Annotated in this window: 21 protein-coding genes; 10 read left to right on the top strand and 11 right to left on the bottom strand. The window is 62.5% G+C overall.

Going from position 1 to position 21,804, the window contains the following annotated elements; genetic code table 11:
* Window positions 1-213 precede the first annotated feature (213 nt).
* Complete coding sequence (locus QFZ33_RS20590; RefSeq protein WP_307030486.1) at window positions 214-2,562, top strand: multicopper oxidase domain-containing protein; 2,349 nt, start codon at window positions 214-216, stop codon at window positions 2,560-2,562.
* Between the two features lie 56 nt (window positions 2,563-2,618).
* Here the strand turns inward: QFZ33_RS20590 and QFZ33_RS20585 are convergent, their stop codons facing one another.
* A complete protein-coding gene (locus QFZ33_RS20585; protein ID WP_307030484.1) occupies window positions 2,619-3,131 on the bottom strand; it encodes a VOC family protein in 513 nt (170 codons plus the stop codon).
* A 65-nt stretch (window positions 3,132-3,196) separates the two neighbouring features.
* Here QFZ33_RS20585 and QFZ33_RS20580 point away from each other — a divergent pair, with 65 nt between their 5' ends.
* The gene (locus QFZ33_RS20580) at window positions 3,197-3,991 is read left to right on the top strand and encodes a helix-turn-helix transcriptional regulator (protein ID WP_307030482.1); all 795 of its coding nucleotides are present in this window, start codon (window positions 3,197-3,199) and stop codon (window positions 3,989-3,991) included.
* Window positions 3,992-4,106: 115 nt separating this feature from the next.
* Here the strand turns inward: QFZ33_RS20580 and QFZ33_RS20575 are convergent, their stop codons facing one another.
* Window positions 4,107-4,970: a hypothetical protein gene (locus tag QFZ33_RS20575; protein ID WP_307030480.1), complete on the bottom strand. Its 864-nt coding sequence runs from the start codon at window positions 4,968-4,970 to the stop codon at window positions 4,107-4,109.
* A gap of 534 nt (window positions 4,971-5,504) precedes the next feature.
* On the opposite strand from QFZ33_RS20575, the gene QFZ33_RS20570 reads away from it, so the two are divergent.
* Complete coding sequence (locus QFZ33_RS20570; protein ID WP_307030478.1) at window positions 5,505-6,146, top strand: hypothetical protein; 642 nt, start codon at window positions 5,505-5,507, stop codon at window positions 6,144-6,146.
* A gap of 125 nt (window positions 6,147-6,271) precedes the next feature.
* Here QFZ33_RS20570 and QFZ33_RS20565 read toward each other — a convergent pair whose 3' ends face one another.
* From QFZ33_RS20565 to QFZ33_RS20550, 4 genes are all read right to left on the bottom strand, one after another.
* Complete coding sequence (locus QFZ33_RS20565) at window positions 6,272-6,601, bottom strand: hypothetical protein (protein WP_307030476.1); 330 nt, start codon at window positions 6,599-6,601, stop codon at window positions 6,272-6,274.
* Between the two features lie 74 nt (window positions 6,602-6,675).
* Complete coding sequence (locus tag QFZ33_RS20560; RefSeq protein WP_307030474.1) at window positions 6,676-7,296, bottom strand: ATP-dependent DNA ligase; 621 nt, start codon at window positions 7,294-7,296, stop codon at window positions 6,676-6,678.
* Between the two features lie 36 nt (window positions 7,297-7,332).
* Entirely contained in the window at window positions 7,333-7,749 is a 417-nt protein-coding gene (locus tag QFZ33_RS20555) for a CBS domain-containing protein (RefSeq protein WP_307030472.1), read from the bottom strand.
* Between the two features lie 159 nt (window positions 7,750-7,908).
* Complete coding sequence (locus QFZ33_RS20550) at window positions 7,909-8,319, bottom strand: four-helix bundle copper-binding protein (protein WP_307030470.1); 411 nt, start codon at window positions 8,317-8,319, stop codon at window positions 7,909-7,911.
* Window positions 8,320-8,515: 196 nt separating this feature from the next.
* Here QFZ33_RS20550 and paaA point away from each other — a divergent pair, with 196 nt between their 5' ends.
* The 6 genes from paaA to QFZ33_RS20520 all read left to right on the top strand — a co-directional run bounded on the left by paaA (window position 8,516) and on the right by QFZ33_RS20520 (window position 13,699).
* Window positions 8,516-9,541 (top strand): 1,2-phenylacetyl-CoA epoxidase subunit PaaA, encoded by a 1,026-nt coding sequence (gene paaA / locus QFZ33_RS20545; protein WP_307030468.1) that lies wholly within the window; start codon window positions 8,516-8,518, stop codon window positions 9,539-9,541.
* The gene (gene paaB / locus QFZ33_RS20540; RefSeq protein WP_307030466.1) at window positions 9,538-10,008 is read left to right on the top strand and encodes a 1,2-phenylacetyl-CoA epoxidase subunit PaaB; all 471 of its coding nucleotides are present in this window, start codon (window positions 9,538-9,540) and stop codon (window positions 10,006-10,008) included. Before paaA ends, paaB begins: the two co-directional genes overlap by 4 nt.
* Window positions 10,005-10,916: a 1,2-phenylacetyl-CoA epoxidase subunit PaaC gene (paaC, locus tag QFZ33_RS20535; RefSeq protein ID WP_307030464.1), complete on the top strand. Its 912-nt coding sequence runs from the start codon at window positions 10,005-10,007 to the stop codon at window positions 10,914-10,916. The genes paaB and paaC overlap by 4 nt, the downstream gene beginning before the upstream one ends.
* Window positions 10,917-10,921: 5 nt before the next feature.
* Entirely contained in the window at window positions 10,922-11,458 is a 537-nt protein-coding gene (gene paaD, locus QFZ33_RS20530; RefSeq protein WP_373427362.1) for a 1,2-phenylacetyl-CoA epoxidase subunit PaaD, read from the top strand.
* 10 nt (window positions 11,459-11,468) lie between these two features.
* Window positions 11,469-12,695, top strand: coding sequence for a 1,2-phenylacetyl-CoA epoxidase subunit PaaE (gene paaE, locus QFZ33_RS20525; RefSeq protein ID WP_307030460.1), 1,227 nt, complete (start codon window positions 11,469-11,471; stop codon window positions 12,693-12,695).
* A 224-nt stretch (window positions 12,696-12,919) separates the two neighbouring features.
* Entirely contained in the window at window positions 12,920-13,699 is a 780-nt protein-coding gene (locus tag QFZ33_RS20520; protein WP_307030458.1) for an enoyl-CoA hydratase/isomerase family protein, read from the top strand.
* Between the two features lie 49 nt (window positions 13,700-13,748).
* Here the strand turns inward: QFZ33_RS20520 and QFZ33_RS20515 are convergent, their stop codons facing one another.
* Window positions 13,749-14,192: a VanZ family protein gene (locus QFZ33_RS20515; protein ID WP_307030456.1), complete on the bottom strand. Its 444-nt coding sequence runs from the start codon at window positions 14,190-14,192 to the stop codon at window positions 13,749-13,751.
* 86 nt (window positions 14,193-14,278) lie between these two features.
* On the opposite strand from QFZ33_RS20515, the gene galU reads away from it, so the two are divergent.
* On the top strand, window positions 14,279-15,169 hold the full coding sequence (gene galU / locus QFZ33_RS20510; RefSeq protein ID WP_307030454.1) for a UTP--glucose-1-phosphate uridylyltransferase GalU: 891 nt from the start codon (window positions 14,279-14,281) through the stop codon (window positions 15,167-15,169).
* A 142-nt stretch (window positions 15,170-15,311) separates the two neighbouring features.
* Here galU and QFZ33_RS20505 read toward each other — a convergent pair whose 3' ends face one another.
* The 4 genes from QFZ33_RS20505 to QFZ33_RS20490 all read right to left on the bottom strand — a co-directional run bounded on the left by QFZ33_RS20505 (window position 15,312) and on the right by QFZ33_RS20490 (window position 21,288).
* A complete protein-coding gene (locus tag QFZ33_RS20505; protein ID WP_307030453.1) occupies window positions 15,312-15,935 on the bottom strand; it encodes an LPXTG cell wall anchor domain-containing protein in 624 nt (207 codons plus the stop codon).
* A 169-nt stretch (window positions 15,936-16,104) separates the two neighbouring features.
* Window positions 16,105-17,988: a DUF4012 domain-containing protein gene (locus QFZ33_RS20500; protein ID WP_307030451.1), complete on the bottom strand. Its 1,884-nt coding sequence runs from the start codon at window positions 17,986-17,988 to the stop codon at window positions 16,105-16,107.
* A 42-nt stretch (window positions 17,989-18,030) separates the two neighbouring features.
* Window positions 18,031-19,416, bottom strand: a complete 1,386-nt coding sequence (locus QFZ33_RS20495; protein ID WP_307030449.1) for a sugar transferase — start codon at window positions 19,414-19,416, stop codon at window positions 18,031-18,033.
* 405 nt (window positions 19,417-19,821) lie between these two features.
* Window positions 19,822-21,288 (bottom strand): polysaccharide biosynthesis tyrosine autokinase, encoded by a 1,467-nt coding sequence (locus QFZ33_RS20490; protein ID WP_307030447.1) that lies wholly within the window; start codon window positions 21,286-21,288, stop codon window positions 19,822-19,824.
* Between the last annotated feature and the right edge of the window lie 516 nt (window positions 21,289-21,804).

Here is a 21,804-nt window from a genome sequence, read left to right as displayed (position 1 = left end):
AGTGCTGTCTAAGGGGTCCCGGAACGACTTACCCGAAAGGGTTAAGTGGGGTCCCGCTGATGTCGTATGTCAGGACATGCTCCTTTCTCGAAAGTGCCGCAAGTTTTCTCTAGGTTTCCGTCGGCACCATGAAGCCGTGTCTGTTCGCAATTGGGGGCGACTTGGACCTGTGTCTACCCAGATTTCCGGTCTCCAATACACAGGAGGTCGGCAATGGCAGTCCTAGATGTCCACGTCAACGACGGGTTCGTTCCGATGGTGGACGGCTCCCTGGTTTATCACCGTGGTTTCGGGGATCGCCGCACGGCGGTCAATGATCCGGCTCCGGCGCTGGCCATGACGCCTCGGGTGATCACCGCGAACGGAAGGGTGGTGGTCAGCCGGACCTATCCGCTGGGCGCTCCTGTGCCGCCGCATGGGAGGCCCGCGCCGCTGCGGCCGGACTCGGCATTCCCCCGGCAGTTCCTTGCCCGGCGGGGCTACTGGGCCAGCTTCTTTCCGCCCCGGACGTTGATAGCGGAGACCGGGAGCACCATCGAGATCATGGTCCACAACAACCTCGCGCAGCCGCACGAGATGCGGTTCCACCGTGCAGGGGGTGGCGGGACCGACGTCAGCTCCGGGCCAGTCGCGCCGGGGACATCGAAGCTGGTTCGGTTTCCGGCGCCCTTGCCCGGGACCTATCTGTACACCGATCCGGGCAACCAGCCGGTGGAACGGACGCTGGGCCTCTACGGGGCACTGGTGGTGATCGATCCGCGCAACGCGTGGCGGCTGGCCCCGGGAGCGGCTGAATTCGAGCGCCAGTGGCTCTGGCTGTGCCATGACGTGGACTCGAACTGGGCGCGAATCGCATCGCGGGGTCAGAGAGTCGATCCGGTCGCCACCCCGGCGGTGCCAAACTACTTCACCATCAACGGGTTCGCCGGGTTCCAGTCGCTGGCCGTCACCACTGACCTGGCGTTCAATGACCGGCGGCACGAGGACACGCTGCCCTCGGGCCATCCGCGCGAGACGGACGTGCGCAACTTCAGTGCCTCCCCGGCGGCCGGGGCCATCCGCAGCGGGCACCTCATGCGGATGCTCAACGCCGGCATCGTGGACCACCAGCTGCACTACCACGGCAACCACGTGTGGACCGTGCGGTCCAACGGCCTCGACTTCCCACGCTCACACGGCCGGGTGACGCCCAAGGGCGACGTGGTGCTCCAGCAGTGGGAAGACACAGTCCAGCTGCAACCGCTGGACCACAAAGAATCGATTCTGCCGGTCCGGAGGCCGCCGGACACGGTCGACCAGGTGTGGAATGCCAGGGACAAAGACTGGACGTACCCCATGCACTGCCATGCGGAACCGTCCCAGACGGCGCGCGGCGGACTGTACCCCGGCGGGCTCGTGGCGGATTGGGTGCTGGCCGGCCAGCCCGCCCCCAGTGAAGGGACGCCGCCGACGGCCGCGGATCCGCACCACACGTTCCGAAGCCAGGTGGACTTCTCATCGGACCAGCCCCACGAGGGCAGCCCGGAAACCGAGTTTCCGCTGAAGCCGGACGTCTTCCTCGAGATGGACTTCTTCAACAGAAAGTTCACGTTCCCCGACGGCTCCGAACACGAGATGTGGAGCTTCGAGGGAAACAAATTCGGCCGCCAAATCCCCGGAACCACGGTGCGGATGCAGGAGGGGCAACTGTTCCAGGGCACCGTCAAGCCCAGCAAGAGGGTGCACACCATCCACTGGCACGGCATCGAACCGGACCCCCGCAACGACGGAGTGGGCCACACCTCCTTCGAGGTCACGGGACACTACACCTACCAGTGGAGGACCGACGTCGGCGTACGCGGCAACCCCAACCGCGGCGCGGCGGGCACCTACTTCTACCACTGCCACGTCAACACCCCGCTCCACGTCCAGATGGGCATGTTCGGGCCGATCGTCGTCGACCCTCCAGCCAATCCCGCTGCACCGGCGCCGGCCGGCGCCCGCCGTCATTCGGTTGATGGGCCGCTGTATGACATCGCCACCGAAACCCTGATCGCGCCGTACTCCATTGATCCCCGCTGGCACGAACTGAACCACGCCGCCGGGCTCAACGGCGAGGACGCTGGGCTCAACCGCTTCGAGCCCAAGCACTTCTTCCTCCTGGGGGGCAACATCCCTACTCGGCCGAGGGGCGACGACGTCGTCTGGGCCGTCTCCCAAATGCGGGCCAACGTGGTCCGGGCCGGCAAGTATCCAACTCTGGTGCGGATGTTGAACGTCGACTATTTTCCCACCCTGACACGGATTACGGACGCGGCCGGGAGACCTGCCAGGATCGCCGAGCTGATCGCCCACGATGGTCGGCCCTTCTGGAACACCCCCAGCCCCACGGGCCCCGCGGTGCAGCCGTCGATGGCCGGGCAGCCGCTCCTGACCGACATCATCCATTCCGGTGCCGCGGAGAAGTTCGACTTCCTGCTGCGCCCGCCCGCTCCCGGGAAGTACACCATCAGCATCAGCTTCCTGCACTGGCTCACGTCGGAGGTACTCGCCACCCGCACCGTTGCAGTCACCGCCGCCTGATTGAGCGGGTCAGACTGCCGGACCCGCATCCGTCAGCCGGACGCGGGTCCCCGGCGTCAGCCCTGCTGCGCCGCCCATTCTTCGACCCGGCGGTTGCTTTCCTCCTCGGAGAGGTCTTCCACACGGGTCATGATAGACCAGCGGACGCCGAAGGGGTCCCGGATGCTGGCGTAACGGTCGCCTGAGACAAACGTGGCCAGTGGCTCGCGGATAGTGGCTCCGGCCTGTTCGGCCCGGTGCACCAGCTTGTCTGCGTCCGGGCAGTAGAGGCCAAGGGAGTAGCAGTCGTTTTCTCCCTCCGGCGCCGGAACCAGGTGGTATTCGGGGTTGGGTTCGCCGAGCTGGAGGTGGCCGTTCCCAAAGTCGAGTTCGGCGTGGACTACTACTCCGCGCATCTCCGTGGCGGCGACTACCCGGGCGCCAAACACGTCCTCGTAGAACGCGATCGCTTCCCTGGCGCTGGTCACCGCAAGGAACGGCGTGAGGCTCGTCAGTCCGTTCGGAATTCCGTGCGTGGTGTGCTCTCCGTGGGCGGCCGTGGTGGATTCGGTGCTTGTAGTATCTGTCATGTCTATGACGCTACGTGCCCCGTCAGCGGCGGCGCTTGGAGATTCGCGACAGTCTGAAGGGACCGATGGAGAGTTCGTTCAAGGGGATCCTGTACCCGGCCCGGCTTCCCAGTTTTCACCGCCTTCCGGCGCCGCCCTCCATGGCGGACCTGGTCCAGTGGTTCTGGATTCCCGAGTGGGACATCGAGCCCGGCCGCACCTCCCGCCAGCACCTGATCGCGTACCCCGGCTCCAACCTCGTGGTGCAGCCTGGTGCCGTGGTCTTCTCCGGCCCAACTACCCGGGCGGCCCATCGGGATTTGGCTGGACGGGGCTGGGCGGTTGGTGCGCTGTTGCGGCCGGCGGCCGTGCCGCTGTTCACCGACGATCCCTCCAGCCTGCGGGACACAGAAGTGGCCGTGGCCGCGGAAGGACTGCATCTTTCGGTCTCGGAGGTCATGAAAACGCACGACGGCGATACTCGCCGCGAGCGGGCAGCGGATGCCTTTGCCGGGTGGCTGGCTTGCTTTGCTGGGCCTGCGGTGTCCGAGGAGGCGTTGCTGGCCAACCGGTTGATGGACGTCATTGGTTCGGACGCGTCCCTAGTCCGAGTGGAGGACGCGGCGTCTGCGCTGGCGGTTTCGCAGCGGACCCTGCAGCGTGTGGCCAAGAAGTACATCGGCCTGAGCCCTGCCGCGCTGATCCGCCGTCGACGCCTTCAGGACGCTGCCGAGCGGACGCGGCTGGATGCTTCAGCGGATCTGGCCGCGATAGCGGCCGAGCTTGGATACGCCGACCACGCACACCTGACGAACGACTTTCAGAAGTACCTGGGCTTCACCCCCAGTGCGTACAGGCGGGGATTGAGCATGTCCCGGTGATTGAGCCTGTCGAAATCCGGGGGGCCCGGTGATTGAGCCTGTCGAAATCCGTAGGACCCGGTGATTGAGCCTGTCGAAATCCAGGGGACCCGGTGATTGACCCTGTCGAGATCCTCTATCCGTCGGCAGAGGGCTCCGGTGCGGAACGCGTTCCTGAGTCCTTGCCCGGGCCCGATGTTGGAACGAAGTTCCAGGTGAAAGACCCGTTGTCTTTGAGTGTCATCCGAAGGAACCCGTGGGTGTCGCTGAACCGCTTCACGATGTACGACGGACTGTTGGTGAAGGGGCGGAGGCCGATACCTCCCGTGGATACCTGGAACGCCGTCATACCGTCAGAGACGCACTGGTCCTCGTTGTTCACCGGACATGTGCGTTCGTAGTTGTGTTGCGACCCTGACAGGGTCAGACGGACCCGGTGCTTATACATCACGTCGATCCACGGCTTGTGGTCAAGGGCCCGCTCATGTTCGTCCGTGTTCGATGTGAAGTACGGTTCGTGGTACACGACTGCCAGGTACTTGCCCGCCGCCTGAGCAGCAGTGAGGTTGTCGTCCAGCCAAGTCGTTAACGCTTCAGCGTGCTCGGGGTCGTACCGCCAGTACGCGGACGACAGGAACACGAAGTGCCAGTTCCCGAAGTCCTTCGAGTACGGATCCCCGTTCTCGATGAACCCACGCTGCCGGTTGATCGCGGCCTTCGCCGGGGCGCCCGGGCATTGGCCGTTCATGAAGTTGTCGAGGTCTTCGTTGCGGCCTGGTTCCCAGTCGTGGTTGGGGGCGGACACCCAGTACAACTTGGGCTTGGTGCCACCCCACAGCGGCGTCCAGTACTTCACGTAGTCAGCGCAATGCGGGGTGGCGTACTGGAAGTCCCCGAGCCCCAGGAACGCGTCAATCTCGTTCTTCTGCACGAGCCGGGTGATCGCCGCACCGTTCCGACCGGACGGGCTATCAGGGTCAATGGTCCTGACGCCGTTCATGTCACCGACAGCGGCGATCCGAACATCAGGCGCAGGTGTCCTGGGCTTGCTAGGGGACGGTGGCGAACTCGGCGTGAGAGTCGTAGTTGGTTGCGGCGGCACGTCCTCAGCAGTGTTCCCACCGCCGATAGCGAGGGACGCGGCCCAGAGACCAGCAGCGCCTAGGAGAATAACGGACGTTCCAGCGATAACACGATTGCGACGCATGGGGGTGCGCGCCTCCTTCCTGGTCAGCCCGGGTTCCCGTTCGCGGCGGGGTACTTCGTGGTCCGTGTCGCCCCATACCTCCTAATCGCGCTTGGCGGGACCGGCGGCGGACTGGGGTTAGGTAGCCAGATCCGGAGGTTGCACCAACGGCCACCGCCGTCCCAATCGCATTGTCAGTACTCGTCCTTGGAAGCAGCATGGAGCACCTTGGGAATCAAAAGGGCCACCGGGCGCGCGAGTCCGGACCGTTCCACTGTTTTCCCAACCTCATGCTCATACGATCCGATGACCCTGCGGACTCGAGGCCCTACGAAAGAGAGAGGCGCCATGAAAAAGACAGCACTCGGAGTACTGGCACTAGCCGGAACACTCTTTGTTCAACTCGCTGGCGCCGGACCGAGCACCGCGTCGGAGCGCGTCACTACGAAAACCGAGATGAGAGGCGAGGGAGTGACCGCGGAATTCGTCCGCACGGATGGGTGCATACAGACGAACGTCAGCGTGTTCGGCAGCGTCTTCACCGCCCGCGGAGCGACTCCGCCCGAGAAGCTGGGCTTTGTGTCGGTCTCGCAGGTCAACACCTGCACACTCGTGACACTGATTGATGGGTCTGGGGAGACGGGTACCCTGAACCTGGCCGTTCCGAACGGGCTGTCTAGAGGGCAGCTGAGGATGTCCATGGAATTCACGAACTATGCCGACCCCGAGAACCCAGTAGTTTCGGCAATCACGGCGGACGTGTCCTTCCGGGCTACGGCTCATGCGACCAAGACATTTGCAGAGTCCAAATCCCGTTCCGAGGGCATCCGCTTTGTATCGTCGGAAGGCACCAAGAGCCGGCCCGTCTCTGCCGCCGGCACGGTGACCGTCGGGGCTCAAAATATTCTTTCGCCGGATATTTCGTCGATCTCCGGGACGGCCGGCTCGGTGCGCAGCAAAGAGAAGACGGTTACCCGCCCCGCGAAGTAGCGCTGTTGGGCGCTCCCGGCCCGGCCCCGCCTGCCCTGCCGAGCGCCGTGTGGTTGCCGGCGACCCGGTGATTGAGCCTGTCGAAATCCGCTGCTGATCCTGTTTCGCTGACTCCGTGTCCCGATTCAGCCCCCGGCCAGGTTTCCAGGCGCTTCAACACCATCCGGCGGCAGCTCCGGACGGACCCTGAGGAAGCGCAAAGCGTGCCGAAAAGCCTGCCCGGACCAGGCGGTGTCTGCGGAAACCTCCACGACGACAGGCTCCACGAGCGTCAAAGCCACCGACGACGCGTCACGGTTGAACCGGTCAAGGGTGGTGCCCTTCACCACGTCCGGCCAGGGGTGCGGGCCGGCCGGGGGCTTGAGCCAGCGTGCCAGTGCCATGCTGTCGCGTGGGCGCAGGACCGCTGACCGGCCCACGATCCGCAGCTCTCCGTCGATCGGAAGACCTGCCACGATTTCGGTTGGCCGGTAAATCGGCCCGACGACGGCCCCACAGACAATGTCCGTCTCCCACCGTCGCTTATATTTCAGCCAAATGCGCTGGCCCCCAGATAGGGCTGCGCGTCGCCCTTGATCAGCAGGCCTTCCAGTCCTGCGGCACCCAGATCCTCGAACCACTGCAGGGCGAGATCCCGGTCAGTGGTCACCGGGGAGAGGGACAGCGGAGGCGACCAGACGGTGGCCAGCTCCTCGAGCAGCGCCCGGCGTTCCCGAAGCGGCAGGTCCCTTGCATCGTGGCCCGCGATGCACAGGACATCGAACCCCACGAAGTTTGCGGGGACTTCATTGGCCAAGGCTTCCAGCCGGTTCTTTCCCGCGGAGAGACGCTGCTGCAAGGCCTCGAAGTTCAGTCTCCCACCGGTCCACACCACGGCCTCGCCGTCCACGATGCAGCCGGAAGGAATCATCTCGGTGGCCGCGGCCACCAGTTCGGGAAAGTACTTCGTCAGGTCCTTGCCTTGCCGGGACCAGAGAGCCGTGCCATCCCGACGTCGGAAAACAGTTAGGCGGTAACCGTCCCACTTCGGCTCAAAACACAAAGTTCCGGGCAGCGCATGTGCGGCCGGCAACCTGTTCACGGCCTTGGCCAACGCCAGTGGAACTGGCGGGACAAGCCCGGCGGGGATCCCGCTGCCCGAACCTGGCATGGCCCCAGCATAGGCCCGATGGCAGGAGCAATAGGCCTAGTAGAACGAGATGAGCTCTACGAGCTCCCCGACGCGGTCTTCAGGGTAGTTTCGGGCGATGTCTGCCTGCGTGAGGATGCCGACCAGGTCATGGCCGTCGATGACCGGCAGCCGGCGGACCTGGTGCTCTCCCATGGTCCTGATCGCGTCTTCAATCGAGTCGTCCGCACCGATGGTCACCGGCTTGCCTTGGCCAAAATCCCCGGCCTTTGCCGTGCGCGGGTCCTTTCCCTCGGCGAAGCATTTGATGACGATGTCGCGGTCTGTGATCATGCCCTTGAGCCTGTTGTCCTCCCCGCAAATCGGCAGTGCGCCGACGTCAAGGTCTTTCATCTTCCGGGCGGCCGCTTCGAGGGTTTCGTTTTCGCCGATACATTCAACCCCGCCGGTCATGATTTCACGTGCTGTAGCCATGACGCTCTCCTTATGATGGTTTGCTCGGGCATTCAGACCGCGCCAGTCGGGCCCAGTGTGTCGGCGCGGCAGGCACTTCACGGTCACGGCTTAATGCTAAGTATGCTGACCGTTGGCGTCCAGACCTCGCGGTACCGTGATTTAGCCTGCCGAAATTTTCTAGGAGAGCGACTCCAGCAGCGTGGTGCAGGCGGCTTCGCAGCGGCGGCAGGCCTCGGCGCAGATTCTGCAGTGTTCATGCATCTGGGCGTGCTTTTCGCACTCCGCAGCGCATGCGGCGCAGGCGGTCCGGCAGGCTTCGAGCATGGACCGGACGATGGCGGAACTGTCGCCGGTCTGCCGGGTCAGGACCGCGCCGGTTACGGCGCAGATGTCGGCGCAGTCCAGGTCGGTCCGGATGCATCTGGCAAGATCGGCCACCATGTCTTCGGAGAGACAGGAATCGGCGCACGCGGTACAGGTCTGAGCGCATTCGAAGCAGGCGGCAATGCACGCGGCCAGCTTCTCCTTGTCCTCAGTTCCGATTCCCCCGGGGTGCGCATTGAGCATGGCAGTGATGTGGTGCGTCATATCCTGCTCCTGTCAGTCGGTCACATACTTGCTTTCTATGTCGTTACCCTAGCCCCGCCCGATTCGGCTGTCTGCCCTGGCGTTCACCGACCGAGTGCACCGCCCCCATTGCTTGACGCCCTTCGCCGCTTCCGCATATCCTGAACGAACGGTCGGTAAATAATCCGAGTACGGACGTGAATGCATAGGAGCAACCATGGCAGCGCAGAATCTGCAGTCAGTGCCTGACCAGCCGGCAGCCCCCCAGGAAGCCAACGCAACAGAAGGCCAGGACCAGCGGGAGGCCGACGGCCAGGCCTACTTCGACCGAGTCATGGCCGACGACTCGCGCATTGAGCCCAAGGACTGGATGCCGGCCGCCTACCGCAAGACCCTCCTGCGCCAGATCTCCCAGCACGCGCACTCGGAGATCATCGGCATGCAGCCGGAGGCCAACTGGATCAGCCGTGCCCCCAGCCTGAAGCGCAAGGCCATCCTCATGGCCAAGGTCCAGGATGAGGCGGGCCATGGGCTGTACCTTTACTCGGCCGCCGAGACGCTGGGCCAGTCCCGCGACCAGATGATGGACGACCTCATCGCCGGCAAGGCCCGCTACTCCTCGATCTTCAACTACCCGGCGCTGACCTGGGCGGACATGGGAGCCATCGGCTGGCTGGTGGACGGTGCCGCCATCTGCAACCAGGTGCCGCTGTGCCGCGCCTCGTACGGCCCCTACGGCCGGGCCATGGTGCGCATCTGCAAGGAAGAGTCCTTCCACCAGCGCCAGGGCTTCGAGATCCTGCTGGAACTCTCCAACGGAACGCCCGCACAGAAGCAGATGGCCCAGGACGCCGTGAACCGCTGGTACGCCCCGGCCCTGATGATGTTCGGCCCGCCGGACGACGATTCCCCCAACTCCAAGCAGTCCATGGCCTGGAACATCAAGCGCTTCAGCAACGATGGGCTGCGCAGCCGGTTCGTCGGCATGATGGTGGAGCAGGTCAGGGTCCTGGGCCTCACCCTCCCGGACAGCGAGGTCCGCTACAACGAGGACACCAGGAAGTGGGAACACGGCCCGCTGGACTGGAACGAATTCAAGGAAGTTTTGGCCGGACGCGGCCCCTGCAACTCGCAGCGGCTTGAGCGCCGCCGGCAGGCGCACGACGACGGCGCCTGGGTCCGCGAGGCAGCCGCAGCTTATGCGGAAAAACAGGTTAACAAGCAGAAGGAATACGCAGCATGAGCCCCCACGGCAACCCAGAATTCCCGGGCGAGAAGCCGGTGACTGCGAACAGCCCGGTGGTTGAGCCTGTCGAAACCAGCAATTCGGTGGTTGAGCCTGTCAAAACCAGCAATCCGGTGGTTGAGCCTGTCGAAACCAAGAGCTCAACCAGCGGGGTTTCGACAGGCTCGGTTTCGACAAGCTCAACCAGCGCCTGGGGCCTCTGGGAGGTCTTTGTCCGGTCCAGCCGCGGCCTGTCCCACGTGCACGCCGGCAGCCTGCACGCGCCGGATGCCGCCATGGCCCTGCGCAACGCCCGCGACCTCTACACCCGCCGCAACGAGGGCGTGTCCATCTGGGTGGTCCCGGCGGACGCCATTGCCTCCAGTGACCCCGATGCCAAGGGCGCCTTCTTCGAATCACCGCAGGGCAAGGACTACCGGCACGCCACGTACTACACCAAGAGCGAAGGAGTGAAGCACCTGTGACTCCCGAGCAGACAGAACAGGCAGAGACCACAGGCCACGGCGACATCTCTGTTGGAGTAGCAGGCAGCGGTGACTCGTCCGCCAGCGCCACCCGCATCACCCCGGGCAACGCGCTCCGCCCGGAGGACATCGCGCTCGAGGTCCGCACCGGCCTGGTGAAGCCCTCCGAGGATGCGGCCGAATACGCGCTGCGCCTGGGCGACGACGCCCTGATCCTCGCCCAGCGCCTGGGCCACTGGATCTCCCGTGCCCCGGAACTTGAAGAGGACGTGGCCCTGGGCAACATCGCACTGGACCAGCTGGGCCACGCCCGGTCCTTCCTCAGCTACGCGGCCGGCCTCGACGAGAAGACCGAGGATGACCTCGCCTACTTCCGCCGCGAGCACGAGTTCCGCTCCGCGCACCTGTTCGAGCAGCCCAACGGGGACTTCGCCGTCACCATCGCCCGGCAGTTCGTGGTGAGCTACTACCAGTTCGAGCTCTACCGCCGGCTGACAGAATCCACGGACGCCACGCTTGCCGCGATCGCCGCGAAAGCCGTCAAGGAAGTGGACTACCACCGCGACCACAGCACCCAGTGGGTCCTCCGCCTCGCGCAGGGCACGGACGAGTCCCGCCGCCGCATGATCCACGGCCTGAAGCTCATCTGGCCGTACGTCGGCGAGCTCTTCGAAACCGACGAACTGGTGACCCGCCTCGCCGAGGCGGGTGCCGCCGTCGAGCCTTCCAGCCTGAAGGCGGACTTTGACCGCCTCACCGGCGAGGTCCTCAAGGAGGCCGAGCTGGAGGTCCCCGAGGTGCCGTTCGCGCCGGGCGGCGGCCGCCGGGGCAAGCACTCCGAACACCTGGGTTACGTCCTCGCCGAGATGCAGGTGCTGGCCCGCGAGCATCCCGGAGCAAGCTGGTGACTGCCGTGTACGTCTCGGACTCCGAGACCAAGACCGGAGTCACCGCCGATCAGAAGGCGTGGGCCATCGCCGCCACGGTCTGCGACCCGGAGATCCCCGTACTCACCATCGAGGACCTGGGCATCCTGCGCGCTGTGCGGCTGTTCGACGACGGCGGGCTGGTTCCCGCTGTCCAGGTCACCATCACGCCCACGTACTCGGGCTGCCCGGCGATGGACGCCATCCGCGACGACCTCAAGGCCGCCTTCCACAAGGAGGGTTACCCCAGCGTGCACGTGGAGCTGGTGCTCGCCCCGGCGTGGACCACGGACTGGATGACGGATGCCGGCAAGGCCAAGCTGCAGGAGTACGGCATTGCCCCGCCCTCCGGTAAAGCGGCCCTGGGCCACAACGGACCGGTGCGGCTGAGCCTGGCCGTGAAGTGCCCGCAGTGCTCGTCGCTGAACACCAAGGAACTCACCCGCTTCGGTTCCACCTCCTGCAAGGCGCTCTACGTGTGCCAGGACTGCAAGGAACCGTTCGACTACTTCAAAGTCCTGTAAGGAAAAGCCCATGCCCGTTGTCCGCCAGACCGCAGCCGAATCGGCGCAGGCCGCCGGCCGCCGTCGTCCGTCCTTTCATTCCCTCACCGTCGCGGAGGTGCGCCGGCTGACGGAGGACGCCATCGAGGTCTCCTTCCATGTGCCGGCGGAGCTTGCCGGGCAGTTCGACTACCTGCCGGGCCAGTACGTGGCTCTGCGCACCACGCTGCCGGACGAGGCCGGCGAGCCGAAGGAGATCCGCCGCAGCTACTCCATCTGCGCCGAGCCGCGCAGCTTCGCGGACGGCAGCAGCGAGATCCGGGTGGCCATCAAGAAGGACCTGGGCGGGCTGTTCTCCACGTGGGCCAACGCCGAGCTCAAGGCCGGGGACACCCTGGAGGTCATGAGCCCCATGGGCGCGTTCGTCTCCAAGCACGGCCGGGACGGGCAGGCCGTGGACCAGAACGTGATGAACTCGATGAACCATCCTGAAGACTTGGCGGGGGAGCCGGGGAGCTTCGTGGCGATCGCCGCGGGCTCGGGTATCACTCCGGTGATCGCGATTGCCCGCACGCTGCTGGCGGCCAACCCGGACACCCGGTTCGACCTGATCTATGCCAACAAGGCCGCCATGGACGTGATGTTCTTGGAGGAGCTGGCGGACCTGAAGGACAAGTACCCGCAGCGTCTGGCGCTGCACCACGTGCTGTCCCGCGAGCAGCGGATCGCGCCGCTGCTGAGCGGCAGGATCGACGCCGAGAAGCTGCAGGCGCTGCTGGGGACCGCCATCCACGCGGACGACGTGGACGAGTGGTTCCTGTGCGGGCCGTTCGAGCTGGTGCAGCTGTGCCGGGACACCCTGGCCGAGCGCGGCGTGAAGCCCGAGCACGTCCGTTTCGAGCTGTTCACCTCCGGCAAGCCGGACCGGCCCGAGGGCAACGCCGGCCGTCCCGTCGTCGAGGACGAGTCCAAGGAGACCTACAAGATCACCTTCAAGCTGGACGGCCTGCAGGGCGACGTCACCAGCCCCACGCACGCCCGCGAGTCCATCCTCAACGCCGCGCTGCGGGTCCGCCCGGACGTGCCGTTCGCGTGCGCCGGGGGAGTGTGCGGCACGTGCCGCGCCAAGGTGGTCACCGGCACCGTGACCATGGACGAAAACTACGCGCTGGAGCAGGATGAACTGGACAAGGGCTACGTCCTGACCTGCCAGTCGCACCCCACCAGCAAGGAAGTAACAGTCGACTTCGACGTGTAACCCTCGCCGGTTGAGCCTGTCGAAACCCACGCTGGTTGAGCCTGTCGAAATCCGTTGGTTGAGCCTGTCGAAACGCCGCCCGGTGATTGAGCTTGTCGAAATCCCGTTGGTTGAGCCTGTCGAAACCCATCCGGCCCCGTTGGTTGAGCCTGTCGAAACCAAGGGGCATAGTCGAAACCAAGACCCCGCTGGTTGAGCTTGTCGAAACCCGAAAGAAGGAACCCATGATCTCCCTTTCCATTGCCGACGGCGTCGCCGAAATCGTCCTCAACGCCCCGCAGAAGCTCAACTCGCTGGACGAGCAGGCGCTGGCGGAGCTGTCCCAGGCGTACGACGACGCCGCTGCCGCCGCCTCGCGCGGTGAGGTGCGGGCCCTGCTGCTCAGGGGAGAGGGACGCGCCTTCTGCGCGGGCCGGGACATCGGCGGCGTCACGCCGGAGAGCGACGACGCCGAGGCCTACCTGGGCGGGCTGGTGCAGCCGCTGCTGCAGAAGATGAGTGCGTTCCCGGCGCCGACGTTCGCGGCAGCCCAGGGAGCCTGCCTAGGCGTGGGGCTGGGGCTCCTGCTGGCCACGGACGTCGTGTACGTGGCGGAGAACGCGAAGTTCGGGTCGCCGTTCGCGAAGCTTGGGGCCACGCTGGATTCGGGCGCGCACTGGTACTTCACCGAGCGGTTGGGCATGCACCGGACGCTGGATCTGATCTACACGGCGGAGCTGATCTCCGGCGCCGAAGCCGTGGCGCAGGGCATGTTCAGCCGGGCCCTGCCGGCGGATGAGCTGCTCGACTCAACCCGCGCGATCGTGGCCAAGGTGGCGACAGGCGCGACGGGCGCGTTCAAGGCCAGCAAGGAGTTGGTGGCGCACATCCGCGACCAGCGACTGGGCCTGTGGGCCTCGATGCAGGAGGAAAACGCTGAGCAAGCGCGCCTCTGCAAGACGGAGGACTACGCCGAAGGCTTCAGGGCGTTCCAAGAAAGGCGCGAGCCCAAGTTCGCCGGTTGATCGACCGCTGATCGAGCTTGTTGAGATCCGCTGATTGAGCTTGTCGAAATCATCTGTCGCTACGCGCTCGCACCCATTCCTCAACGACCCCCAGAACCCAAACCCCCAGCATCGCCCCGGCGGTATTCGCCACGATGTCCATCGCGCTCGGAAACCTGTCATGTAAAAACAGCTTTTGGCCCAGTTCCATGCAGCAGGAAGCCAGAAACGCGCTCAGCACAACCCGTCCACGATGGAACGCCGGGAAAGACAGTGCAGCGAGCACCCCAATAGGCGCAAACAGCAGGATGTTGGACGCGAATTCCACGAAGTTGTAGTTGACCAGCTCGGGAAGCCCCGAGCGGTGGAGGGCGAACAGCACAGTCTGCAGGCGCCCAGCCACGGGACGGTCAACGGGCGTCGGCCAGAAGGCTACGAAGGCGAGCGCACCAAGGTAGAGGCCCAGTAGCACACGCGCCGCCCCGGCGGCGTCGGCCCCGCTCCATTTCCCCATATGGAAACGCTACGGGAGTCTGGGTCCGCACCGAAATCTAGGACCTGAAATTTCACTTTGCGCAAGTCAATTTATAAGGTTCGATCATGACATTGGGGAAATCCGTTCGTAAAGCAGTTATTCCGGCCGCCGGACTTGGCACGCGCTTTCTGCCTGCCACCAAAGCGATGCCGAAGGAGATGCTGCCGGTAGTAGATGCGCCGGCCATTCAGTACGTCGTGGAGGAGGCCATTAACGCCGGCCTGGACGACGTGTTGATGATCACCGGCCGCAACAAGCGGGCGCTGGAGGATCACTTTGACCGCGCTCCGGCTCTGGAACACACGCTGGAGCTGAAGGGCGACCGGGCTCGCCTCGACGCGGTGCAGCACGCGTCAGGTCTCGGACCCATTCATTACGTCCGGCAGGGCGAGCCCAAGGGCCTGGGGCATGCGGTGTTGTGCGGCCGCCAGCACGTCGGGGATGAGGCTTTCGCGGTTCTGCTAGGTGACGACCTTATCGACGAGCGGGACGAGCTCCTGACAACGATGATCGCAGCCCAAGCCAAGACCGGTGGTTCAGTGATTGCCCTCATCGAGGTGGAGCCGTCGCAAATCAGCGCCTACGGGTGCGCGGACATCTCAGTGGTTGAGGGTGAAGGCTACGTTCGCGTGAACAGCCTGGTGGAGAAGCCGTCGGTGGACGAGGCGCCGTCCAACCTGGCCGTCATCGGCCGCTACGTTCTTCATCCAGCCGTGTTCGATGTTCTCGAGCAAACCGAGCCCGGCCGTGGCGGGGAGATCCAGCTGACCGATGCTCTGCAGACGCTGGCTGCAGGCGAGGGGGAGGGCTCGGGCGTGTACGGAGTAGTATTCCGAGGCCGCCGCTATGACACGGGCGACAAGCTGAGCTACCTGAAAGCCGTCATCACCCTGGCTTCGGAGCGTGCCGAGTTCGGCGAGGACTTGAAGGCATGGATGAAGGAGTTCAACGGATAGTTGCAAGGAAGGCAAGACACAGGAAAGCCCCGACGGCAGTCGGGGCTTTCCTGTTGCAGCGAATGTCTGTTCAAGAACAAAGAAGCGGGCCAGCTCCGGGTTTCCGAAACAGGCCCGCTTCCTTGAGGCGTTGAGTTTGTGCTTAGGCAGATGCCTCAGCGTTAGCACGGCGGCGAACTACGACCACCGAAGCAGCGCCAGCGGCGAGCGCACCCGCGCCAACGAGCGACCACAGCACCAGGCTGGAGTCTGCGCCGGTGTTGGCCAGGCCCCCACCAGTGTTGGCCAGACCGGCACCGTTACCGCCGGTGTTAGAAAGGCCTGTGCCCGTTCCCGCAGCTTCGGCCACGGTGACGCTCTGGGAGACAGAGTGCGTGGCACTAGTTGCAGTCAGGGTGTAGGTACCCGGTTCGCTGAGGCTGAGCGGGAACGCGAAGGATCCGTCAGCAGCTGCAGTCGTGGTGAAGGTCTGCGGAGCAGCCAGCACAGTGATCTTGGACGGAACCGACATTGCGGCACCGCCTGAAAAGCCGCCACCCAGTGCCTGCGGGGTGCTGGTGAGAGTTACGGTGATGGTGATGAGTTCGCCAGCCAGAAAGCCTGTTCCCGAGAAGGTGAACACTTCACCCGGGGTGACTGTGCCGTCTGAGACAGTTCCGGTTCCGGTTCCGGGCGCCGGGTAGTTGTTGGTAGTGGCAAAGGCCGGCGCGGTGCCGGTCAGTACGATGGTTCCTGCAAGCGCGAGCGCAGCAATAGACTTCTTCATTTGTCCCCCCTGAGACCTTTTCAACACGGATGTCACATAATTGTGGAGATTCCCCATCCCCATGTGACCGTGGGGCGAATCTCGTGGTTTTACCCAAGTAGAGATTAGCACTCACCGGGCCTGGCTTCCAAAGTCAATCCAAGCACTTTACATACTGTTAATGGCCTGGCTACGAAGCGGGCGCACATTTTGCCCGAATCGTGTCCAAAACCACGTCCTTCAGCGCCTGAACTGTTGGCGTGACGGAAAGCTGCGGCACGGTGTGCTGCACGATCTTGCCGAACATGAAGTCAACAGTGCTACTCTCCCCCGGGGCTAGGCGGACGGTGACCGAACCTACCGGTCGACCGCTGTGTCGATAAGAGGCGAAACCAGTTTTCTTGCCTGACACGAATGCTGTTTCGACGTTCGACTGGACGGGCCCGTAGGCAACGATATTTGTTTGGACACTTCCTGCAGGCACGCCAAAAGCACCGCCGCCCGTCACATACGTGGGTAGAGATGTTGCCGCGTCCTTGGGCGCCGTATTGGTGCTCGTGATGCGAACCTTGACCTGACCATACCCATCAGCCGGACACTCTTCGACGAGCTGCACAGTTCTCTTCACGTGGTAGTCCATTTTTGCGCCAGTGCCGTCGTTGAAGTACACACCGAATTGTGCGGGGGAGATTGCGGCTCCAGTCACGGAACCACCAAGCGGATATCGGGAAACGATAGACTCCTCGTCGGCTTTGGAGGACCACAAGAGAATTCTGCGTTCGGATGCTCCACGGGTGAGTCCGTCGACGAGCTTCCTGGCGTCACCACTTCCGGCAGATAGCTTTGTGAACACTTCTCGGGCGACGCCGGCAAAATACACATCCTGCACATCCGGTTCGCCAATTTTCGAGTAAACATCTGAAAGCAATGTGGGAACCACATTCTTCGCAGTGAGCTCCGTGGGCAGAACGTCACGGGCGACCTCCCGCAGGAGCGGATCGCTCATGCGGACTGGGCCTGTGGCGTCAAGAATGTAGCCGAGTGCAACGGGGTCAATCGAAAGAACACCGTCTATTTTCTCACCGTTTTCTGTTTTCCACATGGCCGTTGCTGTCAGTGCCGCTGTCGGGAAATCAGGAGTGAGATTGACATCCTGCATGAATTTGCCGAGACGTGCGGAATAGATTCGACTCTGCTCAGGATCGACCCTCACTGTCGGATTAAAGGCGCCCATGGCGGTTGCACTGGTCTGCGAATCCAGGGAGAGCTTTCCTTTGTCCACGTTCAGAACAGCCAGAGCGCCAGGAATGCCGCCGGTAGCACGTGATTCAGCGTTGTTCTGGATGAGCAAGAGGTACCGCCGCGGGGATTGCTCGCCCATCATCCCCGGCAAAACGTTGGCCGCATCGGCGGCCGAGGCGATGCCATCCCGCAAGGAGCTGAGTTGGTCTCTAGCCAGTAGAAGCGGGTCCGAAATTTGAGGAAGGAGATCGCGTGTATCAATCCGGTTCAACCTATCCGACGATTGACCAACTGCGTGAGCGGCCGCCGCCAACTTTGGTTTTGCCGCAGTCAGTGGTTGAAGGTCAACTCCGTCGGAACTCGGGATTAGGGCTTTCCAGTCGAGCGATTGCAAAGTGTCCGCCAGTGGGTCGGCTGCCAGCCTGGCCACATCGTCGGCAGCCGTCGATATCTCGCTCACGGCCTGAAAATTGGCTCCGATCCAGGGGACCGAACTGGCAATTGTCCACAAGGGGTCACCGGCAGCCGCACGAGCCTTCCCGGTGTGTTCCTTCAACAGATCAACCGCGTCGGTCGCTGCTGCCGCATCGTAGCGCACAACGTCGTCCTTTAGCTGGGGGACAAGCTGTACTGCTGCGTCGAGCTCCGTTCTGATGATGGAGGCCTTGGCTTGCAGCCAAAATACGGCGGCCAGAGCAAGAACTGCTATTGCAGTGATCCAGACTGAGGCGATAATAATTTGGCGTCGGAACCGACTTCTAGTCGAATCTTCAGAACGCGCATGCTGCACATTACTGCGGTTGTGGGGGTTCCCAACATTGGCGTCCGACATCAAAATGACATCCTTCCGGCTATGAATAGTGGTTCGCCACCTTTAGTAGGCCCCGGTGCTGCGAAATACAGCACGCACCGTACGGAGGATTATGACGAGATCGCCTGCGAGTGACCAATTTTCGACATAGTAGAGATCGAGTCGAACCGAGTCCTGCCACGAGAGATTTGAGCGTCCGCTTACCTGCCACAAGCCCGTGAGCCCCGGCTTGACAAGTAGCCGGCGGCGCACATCGCGTTCGTAGGCTTCGACCTCTCTGGGCAACGGAGGTCTTGGCCCGACGAGGCTCATGGAGCCGGCAAAGATGTTGAATAACTGAGGAAGTTCGTCCATGCTGTACTTCCGAAGGACGCGACCGATTCGTGTCACTCTCGGGTCGTTCTTGATCTTGAAGAGGACCCCGCTGCCTTCATTTAGCTTGGAAATTTCTGCGAGCCGCGTCTCTGCGTCGGGAACCATCGATCGAAATTTGAGCATCCCGAAGAGCTGACCTTCCATTCCAACCCTCTCCTGTCGAAACAGGACGGGTCCCTGGCTGTCGATTTTTATGAGGACCGCTATTATCGCCATAAGTGGGGATGTCGCCACTATGAGGAGACCAGACACCCCAATATCGAAGAGCCGCTTAGCGACTCGCTGCCCGCCCTCCAGTGTAGGCGTCGTGACGTGAATGAGTGGTAGCCCGGCCACTTGCTGCGTGTGAATTCGAGGTCCTGCAATGTCTGTGAGTGCGGGAGCCATAATGAGACCCACATTTCTTGACGCGAGTTCCCACCCTAAATGCCTCAGTATTTGCGGGTGTAGTTGGACGCCCGCTGACACAGCCACTGCGTCTGCTTCGCAGAGGTCAATGGCCTCCATTATGGAGGAAGTGTTAGGGGCACTACCGAGGATAGGAAGCCTTGACTCCGGCTCGAATTCTGCCTCATCAAAGACTCCAGGAGTGTACGCGGCAACAGGAAGGTAGCCAGCCCCGCGTGAACGTTCCAAAGAAGCGGCCAGGTGCGCGATAGCACTCGGTCCTCCAAGTAACAGCAGACGCGACATGCTACCGCCTTGCGCTCGATGAACGTTTAGGTGCTGGCGGAGTAACCACCTGGCCAACAGCAGCCCCAGTAGCCCGACCGGAAGTGCGAAACCCACATACCCTCGCGCTGTGTCTATGCGAAAGACGTAAGAGAAAATTGCAATTAGTCCGAACAACCACAGCGATGCAGCAGCGACTCGTTTATATTCATCCGCTCCGGCTCCCAGTACACGGGCGTGCCTGCTGTTCCAGGCGGCCAGCATTAGCCACCACGCTACGATCAGTCCAAGGGACAACAGCGCGTACCCAGCCTCGTGTCCCATGGAAGCAAAGTCCGTTTCCAGTCCAAAACGGGTGATGTAAGCACCGACCACCGCCCAAACCACAACGAAAGCATCCACTGCTCCCAGTAAGCGCGAGGTACGAACACGCCAACTGTCATTAGCCCCCAATGCAGTGACTCCTTTTCTACGCCTGAGAGAAACCAGATTCCGAAAATCTGCAAGTCTGATGACTCTTCAGATCAACGCTGACTGCGGTTTCGTTTTTGATCGTGCAAAAATTCTTCTCGATTCCTAACATCCAAAGTCTCGGAAGAGCATTTCCAAAACTCGAACACGGAAATGATTGGACGGGTACCTCATGCACCAATGACAACTAGTAATACGTGACCACGAGCCGTCGCGATACTTCTGGCGGTATGTCTCACGTACGGACGCATGCTACAGCTCAGATGACAGAAAGACATTTCTGCAGCGGAGTGAATCTTCAGACAAGAGCCGAGGTTTCTCTTGGCAATTCAACGGTTAGCGTTGTTCGGAGCGTCCGCGGAGGGCTGGTAAAAGCGGATCGTCCTCGAGCGTGGAAATCGTCCGACCTTTGCGCTCCGAGCTGGCAGATGTCCGGCTGAACTTGTTCGGCAGGGACTCGTAACTGTAATTACTGTACGCATATGCGTCCGGGCCTTTGACAGGGAGAAGGTTCATCACCACGCCCAACACATCAGCGTTAACCATTTCTAGTGAACTCAGTGATTTTTGTAGATCAGGGATCTTCAGCATGGATGAGCCAACCACGAGGACGACGCCACCGACTTGCTGGGCCAGCACGGCTGCGTCGGTCACAGGCAACAACGGAGGTGCATCGATGATTACAGAATCAAACGCGTTTTCCAGGCGCAGTATCAGCTGCTTCATAGACTCGGACCCGAGGAGCTCACTTGGATTTGGTGGAATCTGTCCCGAAGTCAGTACGTACAGATTGTCGTCCCCCCAAGGCTGTAGCAGATCGTTTACGTCTGCCTTTCCGATTAGTGCCGTTGTCAGTCCGGCGTTCCTGTCGAGTCCGAGATAAGCATCAACCCTGGGCCGACGAAGGTCTGCATCGATTAGGACAACGGACTGCCCGCCCTGAGCGATTGCGATGGCCAAATTGGTGGCCGTGGTGCTCTTTCCTTCGCCCGGAAGAGACGACGTCACAAGTAGCGCCTTAGATTCGTGACTGACGTGAGCGAACTGTAAATTCGTGCGTATTTGGCGAAAGGACTCAGCCCTTGGGCTCTGCGCCGGGGCCTGGGTCAACAGCGGCTTCTTGGTGGCATCCCCGTCAAAGGAGATTCCGCCAAGGATGGGAACCTGCGAAACGCGCCGGACGTCCGACTCCCCCCGAACCTTGGTGTCAAGCGTCGATCGCAGGACAGCTAGCACAACGCCTAAGGCAAGGCCGGCAAAGGCTCCGAGAAACATATTCAGACGGGTATTTGGAGCGGAAGGAGCAACCGGGGCGCTGGCTGGAGTAACGACTGATAAACGAACGGGCGATGCGCCACCTTCTTTGGGGCTTTCGATCTCGTCAATGGCCGAGATGAGGCTATTGCCCACGGCTTGCGCTATTGCTGCTGCCTGGACGGGAGAAGAGTCGATGGCTTCAATCGAGATGATTACCGTGTTGGAATCCGAACGGGCTTCAACGTTCTTGCTGAGTTCCTCAGGTGAGGTGTCGAGTCCGAGGCTATCAATGACCGGTTGCAAAACTGCGGGGGTTCCGACGGTCTCCACGTAGGACTGCACGCGCGCTTGGCTAAACGTATTGCCCTGCTGCAGATCGGAAACCGATCCTGAACTTTGGATGGCCACGAACAACTTGGTCTGGGCTGTATAAGTCGGCTTCACAATCATCGACGTTGCGGCTGCTACAAGGAGGCCAAGCAAAGTACAGGCGACGATTGTGGGCCAGGTACGCCGCAAAACGCGGAGGTAGTCGCTTAACTCCAAAATGGGACCTTTCTAGCCACTGTTGTCATGCCTTAGGAGACACAAGTCCGCACAGTCTATCTTGCGAGCGAAGTAACTCCGTACAGACGTCACGCAGGCTTGACCTCGGTCATGTAGGGCTTGCGGCACCGGAATTCTGCCTATGTTCATCTTCTTCGCACCGAACCGTTTACCTCGATTTCCGTCACCTGAGTGGCGTGGTCGGCAACGAGACAACCGCTCGGAAAGGAAGAAACTGGCTTCTCGTGGCCGCGCCTTCGCGGCCACGAGACAGCACCTGGGCAGGCGTCGTCGTTCGAGCAGGGTCTGGATCTTGTCTGATAATATTTCGCCGTGTCCTCGAAGAAAATTTCAACTGGGGGTAGCGCGAGCGGCGGACACATCTACGACCTCTGCGCTGGCATCGCTAGGCGTCGGTCGATTCGTCCAAGATGATCATGCCGGCGCAGGCCGCGAACGCGATGAATCGGCACGTCCAGGTTGGATGGGGCCAGACCTTGCTATCTCCTCAGCATA

Origin of the sequence: Arthrobacter globiformis (assembly GCF_030815865.1) — a bacterium.
GTDB classification, from domain to species: Bacteria; Actinomycetota; Actinomycetes; order Actinomycetales; family Micrococcaceae; genus Arthrobacter; species Arthrobacter globiformis_B.
Note: the sequence above shows the minus strand (reverse complement) of the source record. Positions and strands in the feature narration are given on the sequence as shown.

Excerpts from the sequence above, each read along its gene's own strand:
- QFZ33_RS20590 (WP_307030486.1), top strand. The coding sequence starts at position 214 with ATGGCAGTCCTAGATGTCCACGTCAACGACGGGTTCGTTCCGATGGTG.
- QFZ33_RS20585 (WP_307030484.1), bottom strand. The coding sequence starts at position 3,131 with ATGACAGATACTACAAGCACCGAATCCACCACGGCCGCCCACGGAGAG.
- QFZ33_RS20580 (WP_307030482.1), top strand. The coding sequence starts at position 3,197 with ATGGAGAGTTCGTTCAAGGGGATCCTGTACCCGGCCCGGCTTCCCAGT.
- QFZ33_RS20575 (WP_307030480.1), bottom strand. The coding sequence starts at position 4,970 with ATGAACGGCGTCAGGACCATTGACCCTGATAGCCCGTCCGGTCGGAAC.
- QFZ33_RS20570 (WP_307030478.1), top strand. The coding sequence starts at position 5,505 with ATGAAAAAGACAGCACTCGGAGTACTGGCACTAGCCGGAACACTCTTT.
- QFZ33_RS20560 (WP_307030474.1), bottom strand. The coding sequence starts at position 7,296 with ATGCCAGGTTCGGGCAGCGGGATCCCCGCCGGGCTTGTCCCGCCAGTT.
- QFZ33_RS20555 (WP_307030472.1), bottom strand. The coding sequence starts at position 7,749 with ATGGCTACAGCACGTGAAATCATGACCGGCGGGGTTGAATGTATCGGC.
- QFZ33_RS20550 (WP_307030470.1), bottom strand. The coding sequence starts at position 8,319 with ATGACGCACCACATCACTGCCATGCTCAATGCGCACCCCGGGGGAATC.
- paaA (WP_307030468.1), top strand. The coding sequence starts at position 8,516 with ATGGCAGCGCAGAATCTGCAGTCAGTGCCTGACCAGCCGGCAGCCCCC.
- paaB (WP_307030466.1), top strand. The coding sequence starts at position 9,538 with ATGAGCCCCCACGGCAACCCAGAATTCCCGGGCGAGAAGCCGGTGACT.
- paaE (WP_307030460.1), top strand. The coding sequence starts at position 11,469 with ATGCCCGTTGTCCGCCAGACCGCAGCCGAATCGGCGCAGGCCGCCGGC.
- QFZ33_RS20520 (WP_307030458.1), top strand. The coding sequence starts at position 12,920 with ATGATCTCCCTTTCCATTGCCGACGGCGTCGCCGAAATCGTCCTCAAC.
- QFZ33_RS20515 (WP_307030456.1), bottom strand. The coding sequence starts at position 14,192 with ATGGGGAAATGGAGCGGGGCCGACGCCGCCGGGGCGGCGCGTGTGCTA.
- galU (WP_307030454.1), top strand. The coding sequence starts at position 14,279 with ATGACATTGGGGAAATCCGTTCGTAAAGCAGTTATTCCGGCCGCCGGA.
- QFZ33_RS20505 (WP_307030453.1), bottom strand. The coding sequence starts at position 15,935 with ATGAAGAAGTCTATTGCTGCGCTCGCGCTTGCAGGAACCATCGTACTG.
- QFZ33_RS20500 (WP_307030451.1), bottom strand. The coding sequence starts at position 17,988 with ATGTCGGACGCCAATGTTGGGAACCCCCACAACCGCAGTAATGTGCAG.